This window comes from Sphingomonas sp. 3P27F8, from assembly GCF_005502745.1.
Taxonomy (GTDB): Bacteria; Pseudomonadota; Alphaproteobacteria; order Sphingomonadales; family Sphingomonadaceae; genus Sphingomonas.
Genome location: NZ_SCNL01000002.1, coordinates 309,491 through 325,104, shown reverse-complemented (window position 1 = coordinate 325,104; position 15,614 = coordinate 309,491). Strand labels below are relative to the sequence as shown.

Here is a 15,614-nt window from a genome sequence, read left to right as displayed (position 1 = left end):
TCGTGCGGAACCCGTTATGAGTGATGGCTTACGGGGGTAAGATGGCAGCATTGGTCGCGACGGTGGCGTATCTCGGGCTGGAGGCGCGGGGAGTGGAGGTGCAGGTGCAGCTCATCCCGGGCCTGCCGGCGTTCAATCTCGTGGGATTGGCCGACAAGGCGGTAGGTGAAAGCCGCGAACGGGTGAGGGGGGCGATCGCCGCGATGGGACTGGCGCTGCCGCCCAAGCGGATCGCGGTTAACCTGTCGCCCGCCGATCTGCCCAAGGAAGGCTCGCACTTCGATCTGCCGATCGCGCTGGGGCTGCTCGCCGCGATGGGCGTGGTCGATGCGGAGGCGCTGGCGGATTATGTGATCGTCGGCGAACTCACGCTCGACGGTCGCCTCGCGCCGTCGCCCGGCGTGTTGCTTGCGGCGCTCCACGCGGCGGAGACGGGGAAGGGGCTGATCTGCCCCGCCGCGCAGGGGCCGGAAGCGGCGTGGAGCGGATCGATCGAGGTGATCGCCGCGACAGACCTCATCTCGCTTATCAATCATCTGAAGGGTCACCAGTTGCTGGCGGCGCCCGCGCCCGGCGACGTTGCCGAGGCGCGGCACGGGCCTGATCTGCGACAGGTGAAGGGGCAGGAAACGGCCAAGCGCGCGCTGGAGATCGCGGCGGCGGGCGGCCACAATCTGCTGTTCGTCGGCCCGCCGGGCGCTGGCAAGTCGCTGATGGCGGCGTGCCTGCCGGGTATCCTGCCGCCGCTCGATGCGGCCGAGGCGCTGGAGGTGAGCATGGTTCAGTCGGTGGCGGGCACGCTCACCGGCGGCAAACTGACCCGGATGCGTCCGTTCCGAAGCCCGCATCACAGCGCCTCGATGGCGGCGCTTACCGGCGGCGGGCTGCGCGTGAAGCCTGGGGAGGTGAGCCTCGCGCATCTCGGCGTGCTGTTTCTCGACGAACTGCCGGAGTTCCAGCGCGCGGTGCTCGATTCATTGCGGCAGCCGCTCGAATCGGGCACGGTCAGCGTCGCCCGCGCCAATGCGCACGTCACCTTTCCGGCCCGGGTTCAGCTTGTCGCGGCGATGAACCCGTGTCGCTGCGGTCATCTGGGCGACGCGAGCCTCGCTTGCGCCCGCGCGCCGAAATGCGCGGCGGATTATCAGGCGAAGGTTTCCGGCCCGCTGCTCGATCGCATCGATCTCCATGTCGAGGTTCAGGCGCTCACCGCGGCCGATCTCGTGATGCCCGCGCCGGCGGAAGGGTCGGCGGAGGTCGCCGGGCGCGTTGCCGCCGCGCGCGCAGTGCAGGCGGCGCGCTATCGCGAGGATGCGGCGCGCACCAATGCCGACGCTGACGGCGCGCCGCTGGACCTTCATGCGACGCCCGATGACGCGGGACGGGCGCTGCTCGCGCAGGCGGCGGAATCGATGCGGCTTTCCGCGCGCGGCTACACGCGCGTGCTGCGCGTGGCGCGGACGATCGCGGATCTTGCGGGCGCCGAGCAGGTGGGCCGCACGCATGTCGCGGAAGCGCTGAGCTATCGGCGGCGCGCGCCGGTGAACTGAGGCGTCAGGCGGCCGTTACCGGCTTGCCAACGCCCAGCTTCTCGCCGTGGGTGACGATCACCGTGTCACCAAGTTTGACGGCGTCGAACAGCTTTTTCGCAAACGGCCTGGGCACGCCGATGCAGCCATGGGTCATATAGCCATCGCGCACCTCGCTGGCATGGATCGAGATGCCGTCGTTGGTCAGGCGAAGCATATATGGCATCGGCGCATCATAGATGTTTGATACGTGATCTGCGTCTTTCTGCGTGATCGGATAGACGCCGGTTGGAGTCGGCTTGGCGTCGGCGCCGTAGAGCACGGCCGCGGTGCCGATTTCATAACCGTCGCGAAAGATGCTGATGACCTGTGCGACGAGATCGACCGTGATGACGATCCGCCCGTCCCTGGGCGCGCCGCTTTCGTCCCAGTGGAAATCGCCCATGCGCATCGCGCCCTTGATCGGCAGGACGTGCTTGATCGTATAGGCGGCTGGATCGCGCGACCGATCGGGCAGCGGCGCGATCGGCGGCACCGCCTGCGATATCAATATCCGCGGCGCCGGCGCGCGGGTTGTCGCCAGTGTCACCGACGTAGCGGCGCAGACCGCTGCAACACCGAGCGCGATATAGGAGGGGTGAACCATCGCGCCCGCCTTATCGCACAGGGGTTTCCATTCCGCTACCAGGGGCGAGGCGCGTCACGCCCCGGCGTTGGTGAGAAGGGCGAGCTGATCGGCCGAAAGCGCCAGCGTCGTCGCCGGCAACAGCTCGTTCAGTTGCGCGAGGTTTCGTGCGCTGGCGATCGGCGCGGTGACGCCCGGTTGCGCCATCAGCCACGCCAATGCGATCTGCGCGAGATTGGCGCCGGTTTCCGTCGCCACCGTATCCATCGCGGCAAGGACGGTCGCGCCTTTACCGTCAAGCAGGTCGCCCATGCGTCCGCCGCGCACGCTTTTGCCCAGATCGTCGCGCGTACGGTATTTGCCCGTCAGAAAGCCCGATGCGAGCCCGTAATAAGGCGTGACGCCGATATTGTGCTCGATGCAATAATCCTGAAGCTCGCCTTCAAACCTGTGGCGGCTGACGAGATTATATTCCGGCTCGAGCACGTGATAACGCGGCAATCCCGCTTCTGCCGCCGCCTCGTTTGCGGATTTCAGTCGCGCGGCCTGGAAATTGGATGCCCCGATCACCCGCACCTTGCCGGCGTCGACGAGCTTGCCGAAAGCCTCCATCACCGCAGCCTGCGGGGTCGCCTCATCGTCGCGATGCGCGAAATAAAGGTCGATGCGATCGGTGCCGAGCCGCTTCAGCGATGCCTCGCACGCGGCGACGATCCGAGCAGGAGCGAGCTTCTCGCCGCCCTCGCCCGAGAGCATGCCCACTTTCGTGGCTATCAATATGCGATCACGCTTGCCGCTGGCGCGCAACCAATCGCCGATAACCGTCTCGGATTCCCCTCCGACGTGGCCCGGCGCCCAGGCGGAGTAGGCGTCCGCCGTATCTATCATCGTGCCGCCCGCATCCACGAACGCGTCGAGCACTGCAAAGCTGGCCGTGCGATCCGCCGTCCAGCCAAACACGTTTCCGCCTAGCACCAGCGGAATGGTCTCAAGATCAGTCGAGCCGAGGCGACGTGGGGTCATTGTTGCCGATCCTCATTGCGGGCGACTTCCGCCGCACTGACGCTGTTAGCATCGAGCATCGCTGCTGCCTCATTCAACTGACGGTCTTCATCGATGCTCACCGCGCCGGGTGGGGCGGGTTGAGAGGAACAGGCGGCGAGCAACGCAAGCAGCGCGCCCGCCGCGAGCCGATCGATCATTGCTTCTCGATCGCGTTGCCAGCGTCCTTCAGCGCCTTGCCAGTGGCATCACGCGCTTTGTCGGCACCGTTCTCGATCGAATCGCCGGCCTTGTCGAGCTTGTGATCGAGCGAATGATCGGCCTTTTCAGCGCCGGCCTTCATCCTGTCACCGGCATTGTCCAGCGTGGCGCCCGCGCTGTCGAGCGCGTGATCGGTGGCGGCCTGCACGTCATCCACCGCGTTTCGCGTGGTGGCGGAAATATCCGCGCCAATCGCATTGGCGGCGTCCGCGCTTTGATCCTGCGCATTCTTGCTGCAGGCGCCGAGGCTCATGGCCATGCCGAGCGCGACCGCGCCTGAAAAGATAGTTTTCATGTGGTCATTCCCTTTCCCGGATCTGGAGCGGTAAACGTGGCGCAGCCTTCTTTGCTCCGCAAGACGGCTAAAACTGATCGTGCGTTGACCTGATATAAAGATATCTTTATATCTTAATCTCGATGATGGACGCACTCGAAATATTCCGTGCTCTGGCTGATTCCTCTCGGCTTCGTATCGTGCGGCTGTTGCGCACGATGGAGCTTTCCGTGGGCGAGCTGGCGCAGGTGCTGGGGCAGAGCCAGCCGCGTGTTTCGCGCCATGTGAAGATCCTGTGTGATGCGGGCCTTGCTGAACGTCGCAAGGAGGGAAGCTGGGTGTTCGTCGCGCTTGGCGCGGCGCAGGCGGTGGCGCCGATCGCGGCGGCACTGGACGCCTGGGAAGCGGCCAGCCCTGACCGGCAGACGGCGGCGGACGTGGCCCGGCTGGCCGCGGTGCGCGCGGATCGCGCGGCATCGGCGGCAGCGTGGTTCGAGGCGAATGCCGGGCAATGGGATGCGATCCGTTCGCTCCATGTCGCGGAGGAGCAGGTGGAGGCCGCGATGCTCGCCGCGCTCGAAGATGCGCCGATGCGGCGGCTCATCGATATCGGCACCGGGACCGGTCGGATGATCGAACTGTTCGCGCCGCGTGCCAAAACCGCGCTCGGCATCGATCGAAGCTCGGAAATGTTGCGGCTCGCCCGCGCCAAGCTGGGCGAGCAGGGGCTGGCCAATATCGAGCTGCGCCAGGCGGACCTGTATGCGTTGCCGATGGGCGATGGGGAGGCGGACGTCGCGATCGTTCATCACGTTCTCCATTTCGCGCAGCAGCCCGGGGCCGCCATCGCCGAGGCGGCGCGGGTGCTCGCGCCGGGCGGGCGGCTGCTGATCGCGGATTTCGCGCCACACGATCGCGAGGAGTTGCGGGCGCGGGATGCGCACACCCGCCTTGGCTTCTCCGACGCGCAGATCGAGCGCTGGTTCGCCGCAGCGGGATTGACGATGGCACGGATCGAGACGCTCGCGGGGGGTGAACTGACCGTGAAATTATGGCTCGGTGTCCGTCAGGGCGCGGCGTTACGTGAGGTGAAGGCGGCATGACTCTATCGCTCAACCAGCTCGAGGAGGCGCGCCGCGCGCTGGATGGCCCACTTTATGCCGATGTGGCGGGCGATATCGATGTGAGCTTCGAATTCTTCCCGCCCAAGACGGAAAAGATGGAGGAGACGCTGTGGCGATCGATCGATACGCTCGCGCCGCTCGGCCCGCGTTTCGTTTCGGTAACCTATGGCGCGGGCGGCTCTACCAGGGAGCGCACGCATGCCACCGTCGCGAGGATCGCGCGCGAAACGACTATTCCGGCGGCCGCGCATCTTACCTGTGTCGAGGCGACGCGCGAGGAGATCGATGCGGTAGCGCGGGAATATTGGGCGGCGGGCGTGCGTCATATCGTCGCGCTGCGCGGCGATCCGCCGGTGCAGGGCGCGCACTATCAGGCGCATCCGGGCGGCTATGAGAATGCCGCCGCACTGGTCGCCGGGCTGCGGCGATTGCATCCGTTCGAGCTGTCGGTGGCGGCTTATCCCGAAAGCCATCCCGATTCGGCCGATCCGGTCGCCGATCTCGACAATTTGAAGCGCAAGGTGGATGCCGGCGCGACGCGGGCGATCACGCAATTCTTCTTCGAGCCCGAGACGTTCTTCCGCTACCGCGACCGCGTGGCGGCGGCGGGGATTGGCGCGGAGATCGTGCCCGGCATCATGCCGGTGTCCAATTTCGCCGCAGTGCAGCGGATGAGCGCGCTGTGCGGCACCGAGGTGCCGCCATGGATGGGGCGCCTGTTCGCGGGGCTGGACGATCTGCCGGAGGCGCGCCAGCTCGTCGCCGCTACGCTGACGGCGGAGTTGTGCCGCAAGCTTTACGCGGGCGGGGTGAAGCAATTCCACTTCTACACGCTCAACCGCGCCGAACTCTCCTTCGCGATCTGCCATCTGCTCGGAGTACGTGCGAGAAATGATGCGCAAGCCGTTGCGGCATAGGGAATCGTCATGAACATCCGCGAAATCTTCAATGCCGAAGCCGCCAAACGAATCCTGATAACGGATGGCGCATTCGGCACCGAAATCCAGAGCTGGAAACTGTCCGAGGCGGATTACGCCGGCGATCTTGGCCTCGCCCGCGATCAGAAGGGCAACAACGACATCTTGGCGCTGACCAAGCCTGAAGTGCCCGAATCGATTCATCGCGCCTATTTCGCGGCCGGCGCGGATATCGCGGAGACCAACACCTTTTCCGCCAACCGCATCAGTCAGGCCGATTATGCCGCGGAGCATCTGGTGCGCGAGATCAATGTCGAAAGCGCGAAGATGGCGCGCCGTGTCGCGGACGAGTTTCAGGCGAAGGACGGGCGCCCGCGCTTCGTCGCCGGGGCGATCGGGCCGACCAACAAGACGCTCTCACTCAGCCCGGACGTCAACGACCCCGGCTATCGGGAGATCGACTTCGATCACCTTAAAGACGTGTATCGTGAGCAGATCGATGCACTGGTCGACGGCGGCGTGGACTTCGTACTGATCGAAACCGTGTTCGACACGCTCAACGCGAAGGCCGGGATCATGGCCGCGATCGAGGCGGGGGAAGCGCTTGGACGCGATCTGCCGGTCATGCTGTCGATGACGCTGACCGATCTGTCGGGGCGTAACCTGTCCGGCCACACGGTCGAGGCGTTCTGGCATGCGGTGCGCCACGCCAAGCCGATCACGATCGGGCTGAACTGTTCATTCGGGGCTGAGCAATTACGACCGCATGTCAAATCGTTGAGCGAGATAGCTGATACGCTTATCATGGTTTATCCCAATGCCGGGCTGCCCAACGAACTCGGCGCATATGACGAGGCGCCGATGACCACCGCCGGCCTGGTCGGCGAATGGGCGAATGCGGGGCAGGTCAACGTGCTGGGCGGCTGTTGCGGATCGACCCCGGCGCACATCAAGGCGATCGCGGATGCGGTCCACGGGCTCCCCGCGCGCGTGATCCCCACCCCGGCCGTGCGCACCAGGCTCGCCGGCCTTGAGCCGTTCACGATGGCCGCATGATGCCGGCCGCTCCCCCTCTTTCCAGTTCGGAACTTTCGTGACCACTCCATCCTCCACCTTCTTCGTCAACGTCGGCGAGCGTACGAACGTCACCGGGTCGGCGGCGTTCAAGAAACTCATCATGGCGGGCGACTACACTCGCGCCGTCGAGGTTGCGCGCCAGCAGGTGGAGAACGGGGCGCAGGTGATCGACGTCAACATGGACGAGGGTCTGCTTGACGCCGTGGAGGCCATGACGACCTTCCTCAAACTGATCGCCGCCGAGCCGGATATCGCGCGCGTGCCGATCATGATCGACAGCTCGAAATGGGAAGTGATCGAGGCCGGTCTGAAATGTGTCTCCGGCAAGCCGATCGTCAATTCGATCAGCATGAAGGAGGGGGAGGAGCCGTTCCTCGCCCATGCGCGCAAATGCATGGCTTATGGCGCGGCTGTCGTCGTGATGGCCTTCGACGAAAAAGGGCAGGCCGATACGCAGGCGCGCAAGATCGAGATCTGCGAGCGCGCGTATAAGCTGTTGACCGGGATCGGCTTCCCGCCCGAAGATATCATATTCGATCCCAATGTGTTCGCGGTGGCGACGGGGATCGAGGAGCACAACAATTACGGCGTCGATTTCATTGAGGCTACGCGCGAGATCAGGCGGCGCTGCCCGCACGTTCATATTTCGGGTGGCCTCTCAAACCTGAGCTTCTCGTTTCGCGGCAACGAGCCGGTGCGACGCGCGATGCATTCGGTCTTTCTGTACCATGCCATTCCGGCGGGGATGGACATGGCGATCGTGAACGCCGGACAGCTGGACGTTTACGATACGATAGACCCCGAACTTCGCACGGCATGTGAGGATGTGGTGCTCAACCGCGATCCCGATGCCGGGGATCGGCTGGTCACGCTGGCGGAGCGTTTTCGCGGCACCGATGCGGCGGCGGAAAAGGCGGCGGAGGAATGGCGCGGCTGGTCCGTCACCAAGCGGCTGGAACATGCGCTGGTGAAGGGCATCGACGCTTATGTGGTCGAGGATACGGAGGAAGCACGGCTTGCCGTCTCCCGCCCGATCGAGGTGATCGAAGGCCCGCTGATGGACGGGATGAACGTCGTCGGCGACCTCTTCGGATCCGGCAAGATGTTCTTGCCACAGGTGGTCAAATCCGCGCGCGTGATGAAGAAGGCGGTGGCACACCTCCTCCCTTTCATCGAGGCCGCGAAGGAGCCGGGAGCGAAGGGCAAGGGCAAGATCATCATGGCGACCGTGAAGGGCGACGTGCATGATATCGGAAAGAACATCGTCGGCGTCGTGCTTCAGTGCAACGGGTTCGAGGTGGTGGACCTTGGCGTGATGGTGCCCTGGTCGACCATTCTTCAGGCCGCGAATGAGAATGATGCGGACATGATCGGCCTGTCCGGGCTCATCACCCCCAGCCTGGACGAGATGGTGACGGTGGGCGAGGAAATGGAGCGGGCCGGCATGAAGATGCCGCTGCTGATCGGCGGCGCGACCACCTCGAAGGTCCACACCGCGCTGCGCATCGCCCCGGCCTATTCCGGGCCCGTGGTGCATGTGCTCGATGCGAGCCGGGCGGTGGGTGTCGCGACCACGCTGGTGAGCGATACGCAACGCGACGATTATGTGACGAAGATGGCCGACGAATATGCCGCCGTCCGCGCCGCGCGAGAGGGCAAGGGGCAGAATGATCTACTCCCGCTTGAAAAGGCGCGCGCCAACGGATTCAAGGCGGATATGGCGTTGAAACCGGCAACTCCGGTGAAACCGGGGGTCCATGTATTCCGCGACTGGGACCTGGCGGCGCTGCGCGACTATATCGACTGGACGCCGTTCTTCCGGGCCTGGGAACTGGCGGGCAATTTTCCCGCGATCCTGAACGATGAAGTGGTGGGCGAAAGCGCGCGTTCGCTTTATGACGACGCGCAGAAGATGCTCGATCGCATCGTCGCGGAGAAGTGGCTCTCCGCGCGCGCTGTCACCGGCCTGTGGTCATGCGCGCGAAACGAGGATGATGTGATCGTCGATCTGAAGGGCGATTTCAACGCGGAGGAATTGCGCGGGCTCGATCTTCTTGACCTTGTGGAGGGGACGGACGTGGTACGCCTGCCGTTCCTGCGCCAGCAGATCGTCAAGCGTGAGGGGAGGCCGAATATGTGCCTTGCCGATTTCGTCGATCCGAAGGGCGACTGGATCGGCGGTTTCGCCGTATCGATTCACGGGATCGAGCCGCATCTCGCGCGGTTCAAGGCGGCGATCGACGATTACAGCGATATCCTGCTCAAGGCGCTGGCAGATCGGCTGGCCGAGGCGCTCGCGGAGGCGCTGCACAAGCACGTCCGCACCACGTTATGGGGCTATGCGCCCGACGAGCAACTCGACAATGAGGCGCTGATCCGCGAAAAGTATCGCGGCATTCGCCCCGCGCCGGGCTATCCGGCCTGCCCGGAACACAGCCTCAAGACGCAATTGTTCGAGATGCTCGACGCGCACCGCGCGACCGGGATCAGCCTGACCGAAAGCTTCGCGATGCTCCCGACGGCGGCTGTATCGGGCTTCTATTTCGGGCATCCGCAGGCCGAATATTTCGGCGTGGCACGGATCGGGGACGATCAGGTCGCGGATTACGCAACGCGGCGCGGCGTCGACCTTGAACGGGCAAGGCGATTGCTGCGACCAAATCTGGACTAGATCAGCCCCTTCGAGCGCAGGCTCACATGCCCGCTCGCGCCAATGACGATATGATCGTGAACCGTGATCCCAAGCCCGCGGGCGGCGGAAGCGATCGCGCGCGTGATCTCAATATCGGCGCGGCTGGGCGAGGGATCGCCGGAAGGGTGGTTGTGGACGAGGATGATGGAGGCGGAGCCAAGGTCGATCGCGCGGCGGATCACCTCGCGCACATGCACCGGGGCGGTGTCGATCGACCCCTCGCTCATTACTTCGTCGCGGATCAGCATGTTTCGCGTGTTGAGATGCAGCACTCGAAACCGCTCGATCACATGATGCGTCATGTCGGCGTGAAGATAATCGAGCAACGCCTGCCAGTTCGCTAATACCGGGCGCGCGTTCACCTCGGCCTGGAGCAGGCGCAGCGCGGCGGCATGGGCGATCTTTATCGCGGCGGCGGAGGTTTCGCCCATGCCGGGCACGCGCGTCAGCGCCTCGGCGTCGGCGGTCAGCAAACCACCGATCCCGCCGAACTCTCTCAACAACGCCTTTGCCAGCGGCTTGGTGTCGCGGCGCGGAATGGCGAGCGTCAGAAGATATTCGATCAGTTCGTGATCGAGCAGGGCATCCCCGCCGCCGCGCGCCAGCAGCCGGCCGCGCAGGCGCGCGCGGTGGCCGGCGGCATCGGAAGCGGGAGGGTCGCCGTCGGCCATTGTGATCGAGCGTAAGGCCGCGCACGGCTCCATGCAATTGCTTGCGCGTTGTATCGGCGGCTATGGATCAACCATCGAACGAATGGAAAGGGTTGCGGGCGGCGGTGGAGGAAGGTGAAGCGCCACCCCCGCGCGCGTTGCGCGGCCGCAGCGTACGCCGCGTCGGCATCGCGCTGGGCGCGCTTGGCGTCACTCTGACGGGCGTTGTGTGGCTGGAACGCGTGCCGATCGCGACCGACTTCATCGATCGGGAATTAGCCCGCAGGAATGTTGCGGCAAGCTACCGGATCGCCGATCTGGGGCCGCGCACGCAGCGGCTGACGCATGTGGTGATCGGTGATCCGGCGAAGCCGGATCTCGTCGCCGACTGGGTGGAGACGCGGATCGCCGTCGGCATCGCGGGGCCGTATATTGCAGGGATTCGTGCTGGCCGGGTTCGAATGCGCGCGCGGCTGGCTGACGGCACATTCTCGCTGGGCGCGATCGATCGCTTGCTGCCGAGCGGGTCTGGCGGCGAAAAATTCGCGCTGCCTGACATCGATGCCCAAATCGAAGATGCGCGTGTCCGTCTGGAAACCGATCATGGCGTAATCGCCGCGAAGATCAGCGGAAACGGGAGGCTTAGCAATGGCTTCCGTGGAACTGTTGCCGCGCTTGGCGAAGAGATCTCTGCCAACGGCTGCGCGCTGACGCGCCCTACCGCCTTTGTGAAAATCGCGATCGGGCGCGCGGGGCCACGGTTCACCGGGCCGGTGCGGATCGCCCGGGCGCGTTGCGGTCCGGCGACCTTCAACCTGGCGCGCGCCAACGTCGATATGCTGCTGGGGCCATCGTTCGATCGCTGGTCTGGCCGCGTAGCCGTGCTCGTGGGCGCCGCCAGCGGTGCGGGCGTACATATCGCAAACCTTGGCGGAAACCTCGATTTTGCCGGCACCGCCCGCCGGACCGAGGGGCGTGCCGACCTGGCCAGCAGCGCATTTTCTTTGCCTTCGGCGATGGGGGAGCGGCTTGGCTTCAAGGGAAATTGGCGGATCGTCGATGGCCGGCCGGTAATTGCAGGCTCGGCCCAGGCGCGGGGGATGGCGCTGGATCGCGTGATGCTTACCCGGATTGCGAGCGGCGCTGCGGCGGCGAACGGCACGCCGCTCGGCCCGATCGCGCAAGCTCTGGCGTACGCGGGTGAGGTTGCGGCGCAGCGTTTTGATGTGAGGGCGGAGGCAGGGCTGGCGGGCGATGGCCTGCTGACGCTATCCAGTCTCGATGCGGAGGCGGCAAGCGGGGCGCGGCTGACGTTCGGGGATGGCGCCGGGATCGTACTGGGCGCTCCCGCCGGCATGCTGATCGACGGCGTGGCGAGCATTTCGGGCGGTGGTTTCCCCGCGATGCGGATCGCGGCGCGGCAGCAAGCTGCTGGCGCGACACTGACGGGCGACGCGACGATGGCGCCCTACGCCACGCGCGACGCGCGGCTGTCTGTCACCCCGATTGCGTTCACGCGGAGACGTGGCGGCCCGATCTCGATCCGCACGATCGCCACGCTCTCCGGCCCGCTGGGTGATGGGCGAGTGGAGAACCTGCGCATCCCACTGACAGCGCTCGTCAGCGCTGGGGACGTGGCTCTCAACCCGGACTGCTCCCCGCTTGCATTCGATCGACTTTCGACGGGCGGGCTGGCGCTCAACCAGACGCGGCTGACCTTGTGCCCAACCGGTACGGCGCTGTTCCGCTCGATTGGCGGGCGCGCCGCTTATGGTGCACGGATCGTCACCCCCCGGCTCGTGGGGCGCCTCGGCTCCAGCCCACTCGACCTGTCCGCGTCCGCGCTGACCGCAGGCACGACCGGCTTCGCGGCCGAAACGGTGCGAGTGAGGCTGGGTGAACCATCTGGCCAGACGACGCTGAATTTGGGCAGGCTGGCTGGCGGGTTCGCCGGAGGCGACTTTGCCGGCAGTTTCGCCAGCGGTAGCGGGCAGATCGGGAATGTCCCGCTGCGACTGACCGACGCGGTGGGCCGCTGGCGATTCGGCGGGAGCGTGCTGAATATAGCCGGGGGGCTGACGGTAAGTGACGAGGCGGCGAACGCTCGTTTCCGGCCGCTCGCCGCGCGCGACGTGGCGTTGCGGCTGGCCGACGGGGTTATCACCGCCACCGGTGCGCTGCGCGAACCGAAGAAGGGCGTGAAGGTCGCGGATGTGGCGATTCGCCACGTGCTGTCGAGTGGCGCCGGCGACGCTCGGCTGGTCGTGCCGGGGATCACTTTCGGCAAGGAGTTCCAACCGGAGGAACTCACACCGCTGACGTTCGGCGTGATCGCGGACGTGAACGGCGCGGTCAGCGGCGAGGGCGATATTTCGTGGAATGCCGGGGGCGTGGCGTCCACCGGAACCTTCCGCACGGCCGGAATCGATCTTGCCGCGGCGTTCGGTCCCGTCACGGGCATCAAAGGCGAAATCCGCTTTACGGATCTGCTCGCGCTGGAAAGCGCGCCGGGGCAGGTGATGACAGTGGCGTCGATCAATCCGGGCGTGCCGGTCAACGACGGGCGCGTCACCTATCAGACGCTCGCAAACACGCGCGTACGAATCGAGGGCGCGCGCTGGCCTTTCGCAGGCGGCGAACTGACGCTCGATCCCGGCCTGCTCGATTTTGCGGCGCCCGAGGCTCATCGCCTTACCTTTCGGGTGAAGGGCGCGGAGGCGGCGCAGTTTCTCCAGCAGTTCGATTTCAAGAACCTCGACGCGAGCGGCGTTTTCGACGGGGTGTTGCCGATCGCGTTCGACCAGTCCGGCGGCCGGATCGAGGGCGGGAAGCTCGTGGTGCGCGAGGGCGGCGGCGGTATCGCCTATGTCGGTGAACTGACCGAGAAGGATCTTGGCACCTGGGGAAATATCGCGTTCCAGGCGCTGAAATCGCTGCGCTACCGCAACCTCGATATCGTGATGAACGGCCCGCTCGCCGGCGAGATGGTGACCGAGGTGCGCTTCGCCGGGGTATCGCAGGGGCAGGGGGCGAAATCCAACTTCCTCGTCCGCCGTCTCCAAAAGCTGCCGTTCGTGTTCAACATCCACATCAAGGCGCCGTTCCGGGGATTGCTCGATTCGGTATCGTCCTTCTACGATCCCCGGCGGCTGATCGAACGCAACCTGCCCACCCTGCTCGAGGAACAGAAGAAACGCGCCAAACCGCCCATGCCCGTTCAGCCCCCCGCAAGCGAGAAACTGCCATGACGATGATGGAACTGACGAAGCAAAAGAGGCAATCGCGCTGGCGCACGATGAAGAGAGTGACGGTGATCCTGCTGGCCGGCGGCACCTGTGCGTGCGTCAATGTGTCCGCGCCGGACAAGCCGATCGTGATAAATCTGAACATCAATGTGACGCAGGAAGTGGTATATCGCCTCGATGGTGAGGCGAAATCACTCATTAAGCAGAATCCGGGGATATTCTGACCATGACCAAAATGGCTTTGCTGATGGTTGCCGGCGCACTTGCGCTGACCGGGTTTTCAGCGACCGCGTTCGCGCAGCGCGACCCCGCCTATGCTGCTGCTCGCGCCGCCGGGAAGGTGGGCGAACAGCCGGATGGCTATCTGGGCGTCGTGGGGGCCGGGACGCCGGATTTGCGGGCGCTGGTCAACTCCATCAACATCCAGCGCAAGGCGGCATACACGCAAAAGGCGCAGGCTTCCGGCGCCACCGTTGAGCAGATGGCGTTTACCTCGGGCTGCAATCTGATCCTGCAAACCTCCGCCGGGGAAAAGTACAGGACACCCGGCGGCGCCTGGGAGACGCGCGGATCCGGCGCACCCCAACGCGATTCTCGCTGCATCTGAATGCACAAGTGGTCGATGGTTCACATTGCCGGGGGCGTGACGAAGTGTTGACACCCCCGGACCCCCCGGCTAACCGGACCCGGCCTTGGCGGGCTCGCCTTTTGGCCTGACAGCGCCTGCCCGTCGCACGGGAGAGCGCAAATGGCCGAAAACGATTCCGCACCGGAAAACCTCGGCGAAGATGCACGCCTAAGGTCGCTCGACGAGCGGCTTCGAGCAGCGCGGAACGACGAGGCGCTTCGGACAGGGGCGGGCAAGGCGACGGCGACGAACGATGCGGGCTACCGTCTCGGCAATCGTGTGCTCGCCGAGCTTGTTGGGGGTATGGCGGGCGGCGCCTTGATCGGTTGGGTGATCGATCGGTTCGCCGGCACTTCCCCTTGGGCCCTGCTGGTGATGCTCGCCCTCGGGACGATCGTTGCCTTCAGGAACATCATTTGGATTTCACAGCGCCCGAAGTGACTTCGGGCGCTTTGTTCAAGGATTGAGCGTAGTGGCAGCCGGCGGCAAGATCGATCCGATGCACCAGTTTCTGGTGGAGCCGTTGTTCGGAACCCAGGACTGGTCGATCGCGGGCTACAATGTGGCCTTTACCAATTCTGCGGCGTGGATGTGCGTCGCGGTGGTGGCGCTGATCGCGTTCATGTCGATGGGTACGCGCGGCGCAATGATCCCGGGCCGCGGTCAGGTGATGGTGGAGGGCTTCGTGCGCTTCATCGATAACATGCTGTCGGCCAACGTCGGGCCGGAGGGGAAGCGTTACGTGCCGTACGTTTTCTCGCTGTTCATGTTCATCCTGTTCGCGAACGTGCTCGGCCTGTTGCCGCTTGGCCTGTTCGGCATCCATCCGTTCACGTTCACCAGTCATTTCACGATCACCGGCGTGCTGGCGATCATGAGCTTCTCGATCGTGCTGATCGTGGGCTTCTGGCGGCATGGTCTCCATTTCTTCAGCCTGTTCGTGCCGCACGGCACACCGATCTGGCTGCTGCCGCTGATCCCACTGATCGAGTTCGTCTCGTTCATGGTGCGTCCGTTCAGCCTCGGGCTGCGACTTTTCGTGGCGATGACGGCAGGCCACGTCCTCCTGAAGGTGCTGGCGGGCTTCATCATCAATTCCGGCACGGCGGGGCTGGCGCCCGGCCTGTTCGTCGGCATCCCGTCGTTCGTGCTGATGATCGGCATATCCGCGCTGGAGCTGCTGGTGGCCGGAATCCAGGCCTATGTTTTTGCGCTGCTGACCTCGCTCTACATCAATGACGCGGTCAACCTGCACTGAGTTTTCGTATAGTTATCAACCATTTCAAAACTGGAGTTAAAACTATGGATCCCGCAGCCGCCAAGCTCATCGGTGCTGGTCTCGCCGCAATCGGCGCCGGCATGGCCGCCATCGGCGTCGGCAACGTCTTCGGCTCATTCCTTGAGGGCGCGCTGCGCAATCCGGGCGCTGCCGACGGCCAGCAAGGCCGTCTGTTCATCGGCTTCGCCGCCGCCGAGCTTCTGGGCCTGCTGTCGTTCGTCGTCGCGATGATTCTGATCTTCGTCGCGTAACGAACCGGCTTTTCCTTGGGCGGCCCGGCGCGTTGTCTCACACGCGCCGGCCCGCCGAGG

16 protein-coding genes are annotated in these 15,614 nt (G+C 65.0%); 11 read left to right on the top strand and 5 right to left on the bottom strand.

The window, feature by feature from the left end; all coding sequences use genetic code 11:
• Nucleotides 1–41: 41 nt before the first annotated feature.
• On the top strand, nucleotides 42–1,550 hold the full coding sequence (locus tag FFS35_RS04105) for a YifB family Mg chelatase-like AAA ATPase (RefSeq protein ID WP_137785833.1): 1,509 nt from the start codon (nucleotides 42–44) through the stop codon (nucleotides 1,548–1,550).
• A gap of 4 nt (nucleotides 1,551–1,554) precedes the next feature.
• Here FFS35_RS04105 and FFS35_RS04100 read toward each other — a convergent pair whose 3' ends face one another.
• Genes FFS35_RS04100 through FFS35_RS04085 form a run of 4 tightly spaced genes read right to left on the bottom strand, consistent with a single transcriptional unit; the run spans nucleotide 1,555 to nucleotide 3,712 of the window.
• The gene (locus FFS35_RS04100) at nucleotides 1,555–2,175 is read right to left on the bottom strand and encodes a L,D-transpeptidase family protein (RefSeq protein WP_137785832.1); all 621 of its coding nucleotides are present in this window, start codon (nucleotides 2,173–2,175) and stop codon (nucleotides 1,555–1,557) included.
• 54 nt (nucleotides 2,176–2,229) lie between these two features.
• The gene (locus FFS35_RS04095) at nucleotides 2,230–3,177 is read right to left on the bottom strand and encodes an aldo/keto reductase (RefSeq protein ID WP_137785831.1); all 948 of its coding nucleotides are present in this window, start codon (nucleotides 3,175–3,177) and stop codon (nucleotides 2,230–2,232) included.
• The gene (locus FFS35_RS04090; protein WP_137785830.1) at nucleotides 3,174–3,356 is read right to left on the bottom strand and encodes a hypothetical protein; all 183 of its coding nucleotides are present in this window, start codon (nucleotides 3,354–3,356) and stop codon (nucleotides 3,174–3,176) included. The genes FFS35_RS04095 and FFS35_RS04090 overlap by 4 nt, the downstream gene beginning before the upstream one ends.
• Entirely contained in the window at nucleotides 3,353–3,712 is a 360-nt protein-coding gene (locus FFS35_RS04085; protein ID WP_137785829.1) for a hypothetical protein, read from the bottom strand. The genes FFS35_RS04090 and FFS35_RS04085 overlap by 4 nt, the downstream gene beginning before the upstream one ends.
• Nucleotides 3,713–3,834: 122 nt before the next feature.
• On the opposite strand from FFS35_RS04085, the gene FFS35_RS04080 reads away from it, so the two are divergent.
• Genes FFS35_RS04080 through metH form a run of 4 tightly spaced genes read left to right on the top strand, consistent with a single transcriptional unit; the run spans nucleotide 3,835 to nucleotide 9,480 of the window.
• A complete protein-coding gene (locus tag FFS35_RS04080) occupies nucleotides 3,835–4,794 on the top strand; it encodes a metalloregulator ArsR/SmtB family transcription factor (protein WP_137785828.1) in 960 nt (319 codons plus the stop codon).
• Nucleotides 4,791–5,732: a methylenetetrahydrofolate reductase [NAD(P)H] gene (gene metF / locus FFS35_RS04075; protein ID WP_137785827.1), complete on the top strand. Its 942-nt coding sequence runs from the start codon at nucleotides 4,791–4,793 to the stop codon at nucleotides 5,730–5,732. Before FFS35_RS04080 ends, metF begins: the two co-directional genes overlap by 4 nt.
• A gap of 9 nt (nucleotides 5,733–5,741) precedes the next feature.
• The gene (locus tag FFS35_RS04070; protein ID WP_137785826.1) at nucleotides 5,742–6,788 is read left to right on the top strand and encodes a homocysteine S-methyltransferase family protein; all 1,047 of its coding nucleotides are present in this window, start codon (nucleotides 5,742–5,744) and stop codon (nucleotides 6,786–6,788) included.
• Between the two features lie 37 nt (nucleotides 6,789–6,825).
• Nucleotides 6,826–9,480: a methionine synthase gene (gene metH, locus FFS35_RS04065; RefSeq protein ID WP_137785825.1), complete on the top strand. Its 2,655-nt coding sequence runs from the start codon at nucleotides 6,826–6,828 to the stop codon at nucleotides 9,478–9,480.
• Here metH and radC read toward each other — a convergent pair.
• Nucleotides 9,477–10,172 (bottom strand): DNA repair protein RadC, encoded by a 696-nt coding sequence (gene radC / locus FFS35_RS04060; RefSeq protein WP_137785824.1) that lies wholly within the window; start codon nucleotides 10,170–10,172, stop codon nucleotides 9,477–9,479. The two genes, metH and radC, sit on opposite strands and share 4 nt — an antisense overlap.
• Before the next feature lie 62 nt (nucleotides 10,173–10,234).
• On the opposite strand from radC, the gene FFS35_RS04055 reads away from it, so the two are divergent.
• From FFS35_RS04055 to FFS35_RS04030, 6 genes are all read left to right on the top strand, one after another.
• The gene (locus FFS35_RS04055) at nucleotides 10,235–13,399 is read left to right on the top strand and encodes a YdbH domain-containing protein (RefSeq protein ID WP_137785823.1); all 3,165 of its coding nucleotides are present in this window, start codon (nucleotides 10,235–10,237) and stop codon (nucleotides 13,397–13,399) included.
• Nucleotides 13,400–13,446: 47 nt separating this feature from the next.
• Entirely contained in the window at nucleotides 13,447–13,620 is a 174-nt protein-coding gene (locus FFS35_RS04050) for a YnbE family lipoprotein (RefSeq protein ID WP_137785960.1), read from the top strand.
• A 23-nt stretch (nucleotides 13,621–13,643) separates the two neighbouring features.
• Entirely contained in the window at nucleotides 13,644–14,003 is a 360-nt protein-coding gene (locus tag FFS35_RS04045) for a YdbL family protein (protein WP_249341438.1), read from the top strand.
• A 141-nt stretch (nucleotides 14,004–14,144) separates the two neighbouring features.
• A complete protein-coding gene (locus FFS35_RS04040) occupies nucleotides 14,145–14,465 on the top strand; it encodes an AtpZ/AtpI family protein (RefSeq protein WP_137785821.1) in 321 nt (106 codons plus the stop codon).
• A 58-nt stretch (nucleotides 14,466–14,523) separates the two neighbouring features.
• Nucleotides 14,524–15,282 carry a F0F1 ATP synthase subunit A gene (locus tag FFS35_RS04035; protein ID WP_171007505.1) on the top strand — a complete coding sequence of 253 codons (759 nt, stop codon included), beginning with the start codon at nucleotides 14,524–14,526 and terminating at the stop codon, nucleotides 15,280–15,282.
• Between the two features lie 44 nt (nucleotides 15,283–15,326).
• On the top strand, nucleotides 15,327–15,554 hold the full coding sequence (locus FFS35_RS04030) for a F0F1 ATP synthase subunit C (protein WP_137785819.1): 228 nt from the start codon (nucleotides 15,327–15,329) through the stop codon (nucleotides 15,552–15,554).
• The last annotated feature ends 60 nt before the right edge of the window (nucleotides 15,555–15,614 follow it).

Coding starts and splice junctions, on each gene's coding strand:
- FFS35_RS04105 (WP_137785833.1), top strand. CDS start 42: ATGGCAGCATTGGTCGCGACGGTGGCGTATCTCGGGCTGGAGGCGCGG.
- FFS35_RS04100 (WP_137785832.1), bottom strand. CDS start 2,175: ATGGTTCACCCCTCCTATATCGCGCTCGGTGTTGCAGCGGTCTGCGCC.
- FFS35_RS04095 (WP_137785831.1), bottom strand. CDS start 3,177: ATGACCCCACGTCGCCTCGGCTCGACTGATCTTGAGACCATTCCGCTG.
- FFS35_RS04090 (WP_137785830.1), bottom strand. CDS start 3,356: ATGATCGATCGGCTCGCGGCGGGCGCGCTGCTTGCGTTGCTCGCCGCC.
- FFS35_RS04085 (WP_137785829.1), bottom strand. CDS start 3,712: ATGAAAACTATCTTTTCAGGCGCGGTCGCGCTCGGCATGGCCATGAGC.
- FFS35_RS04080 (WP_137785828.1), top strand. CDS start 3,835: ATGATGGACGCACTCGAAATATTCCGTGCTCTGGCTGATTCCTCTCGG.
- metF (WP_137785827.1), top strand. CDS start 4,791: ATGACTCTATCGCTCAACCAGCTCGAGGAGGCGCGCCGCGCGCTGGAT.
- FFS35_RS04070 (WP_137785826.1), top strand. CDS start 5,742: ATGAACATCCGCGAAATCTTCAATGCCGAAGCCGCCAAACGAATCCTG.
- radC (WP_137785824.1), bottom strand. CDS start 10,172: ATGGCCGACGGCGACCCTCCCGCTTCCGATGCCGCCGGCCACCGCGCG.
- FFS35_RS04055 (WP_137785823.1), top strand. CDS start 10,235: ATGGATCAACCATCGAACGAATGGAAAGGGTTGCGGGCGGCGGTGGAG.
- FFS35_RS04050 (WP_137785960.1), top strand. CDS start 13,447: ATGAAGAGAGTGACGGTGATCCTGCTGGCCGGCGGCACCTGTGCGTGC.
- FFS35_RS04045 (WP_249341438.1), top strand. CDS start 13,644: ATGGTTGCCGGCGCACTTGCGCTGACCGGGTTTTCAGCGACCGCGTTC.
- FFS35_RS04040 (WP_137785821.1), top strand. CDS start 14,145: ATGGCCGAAAACGATTCCGCACCGGAAAACCTCGGCGAAGATGCACGC.
- FFS35_RS04035 (WP_171007505.1), top strand. CDS start 14,524: ATGCACCAGTTTCTGGTGGAGCCGTTGTTCGGAACCCAGGACTGGTCG.
- FFS35_RS04030 (WP_137785819.1), top strand. CDS start 15,327: ATGGATCCCGCAGCCGCCAAGCTCATCGGTGCTGGTCTCGCCGCAATC.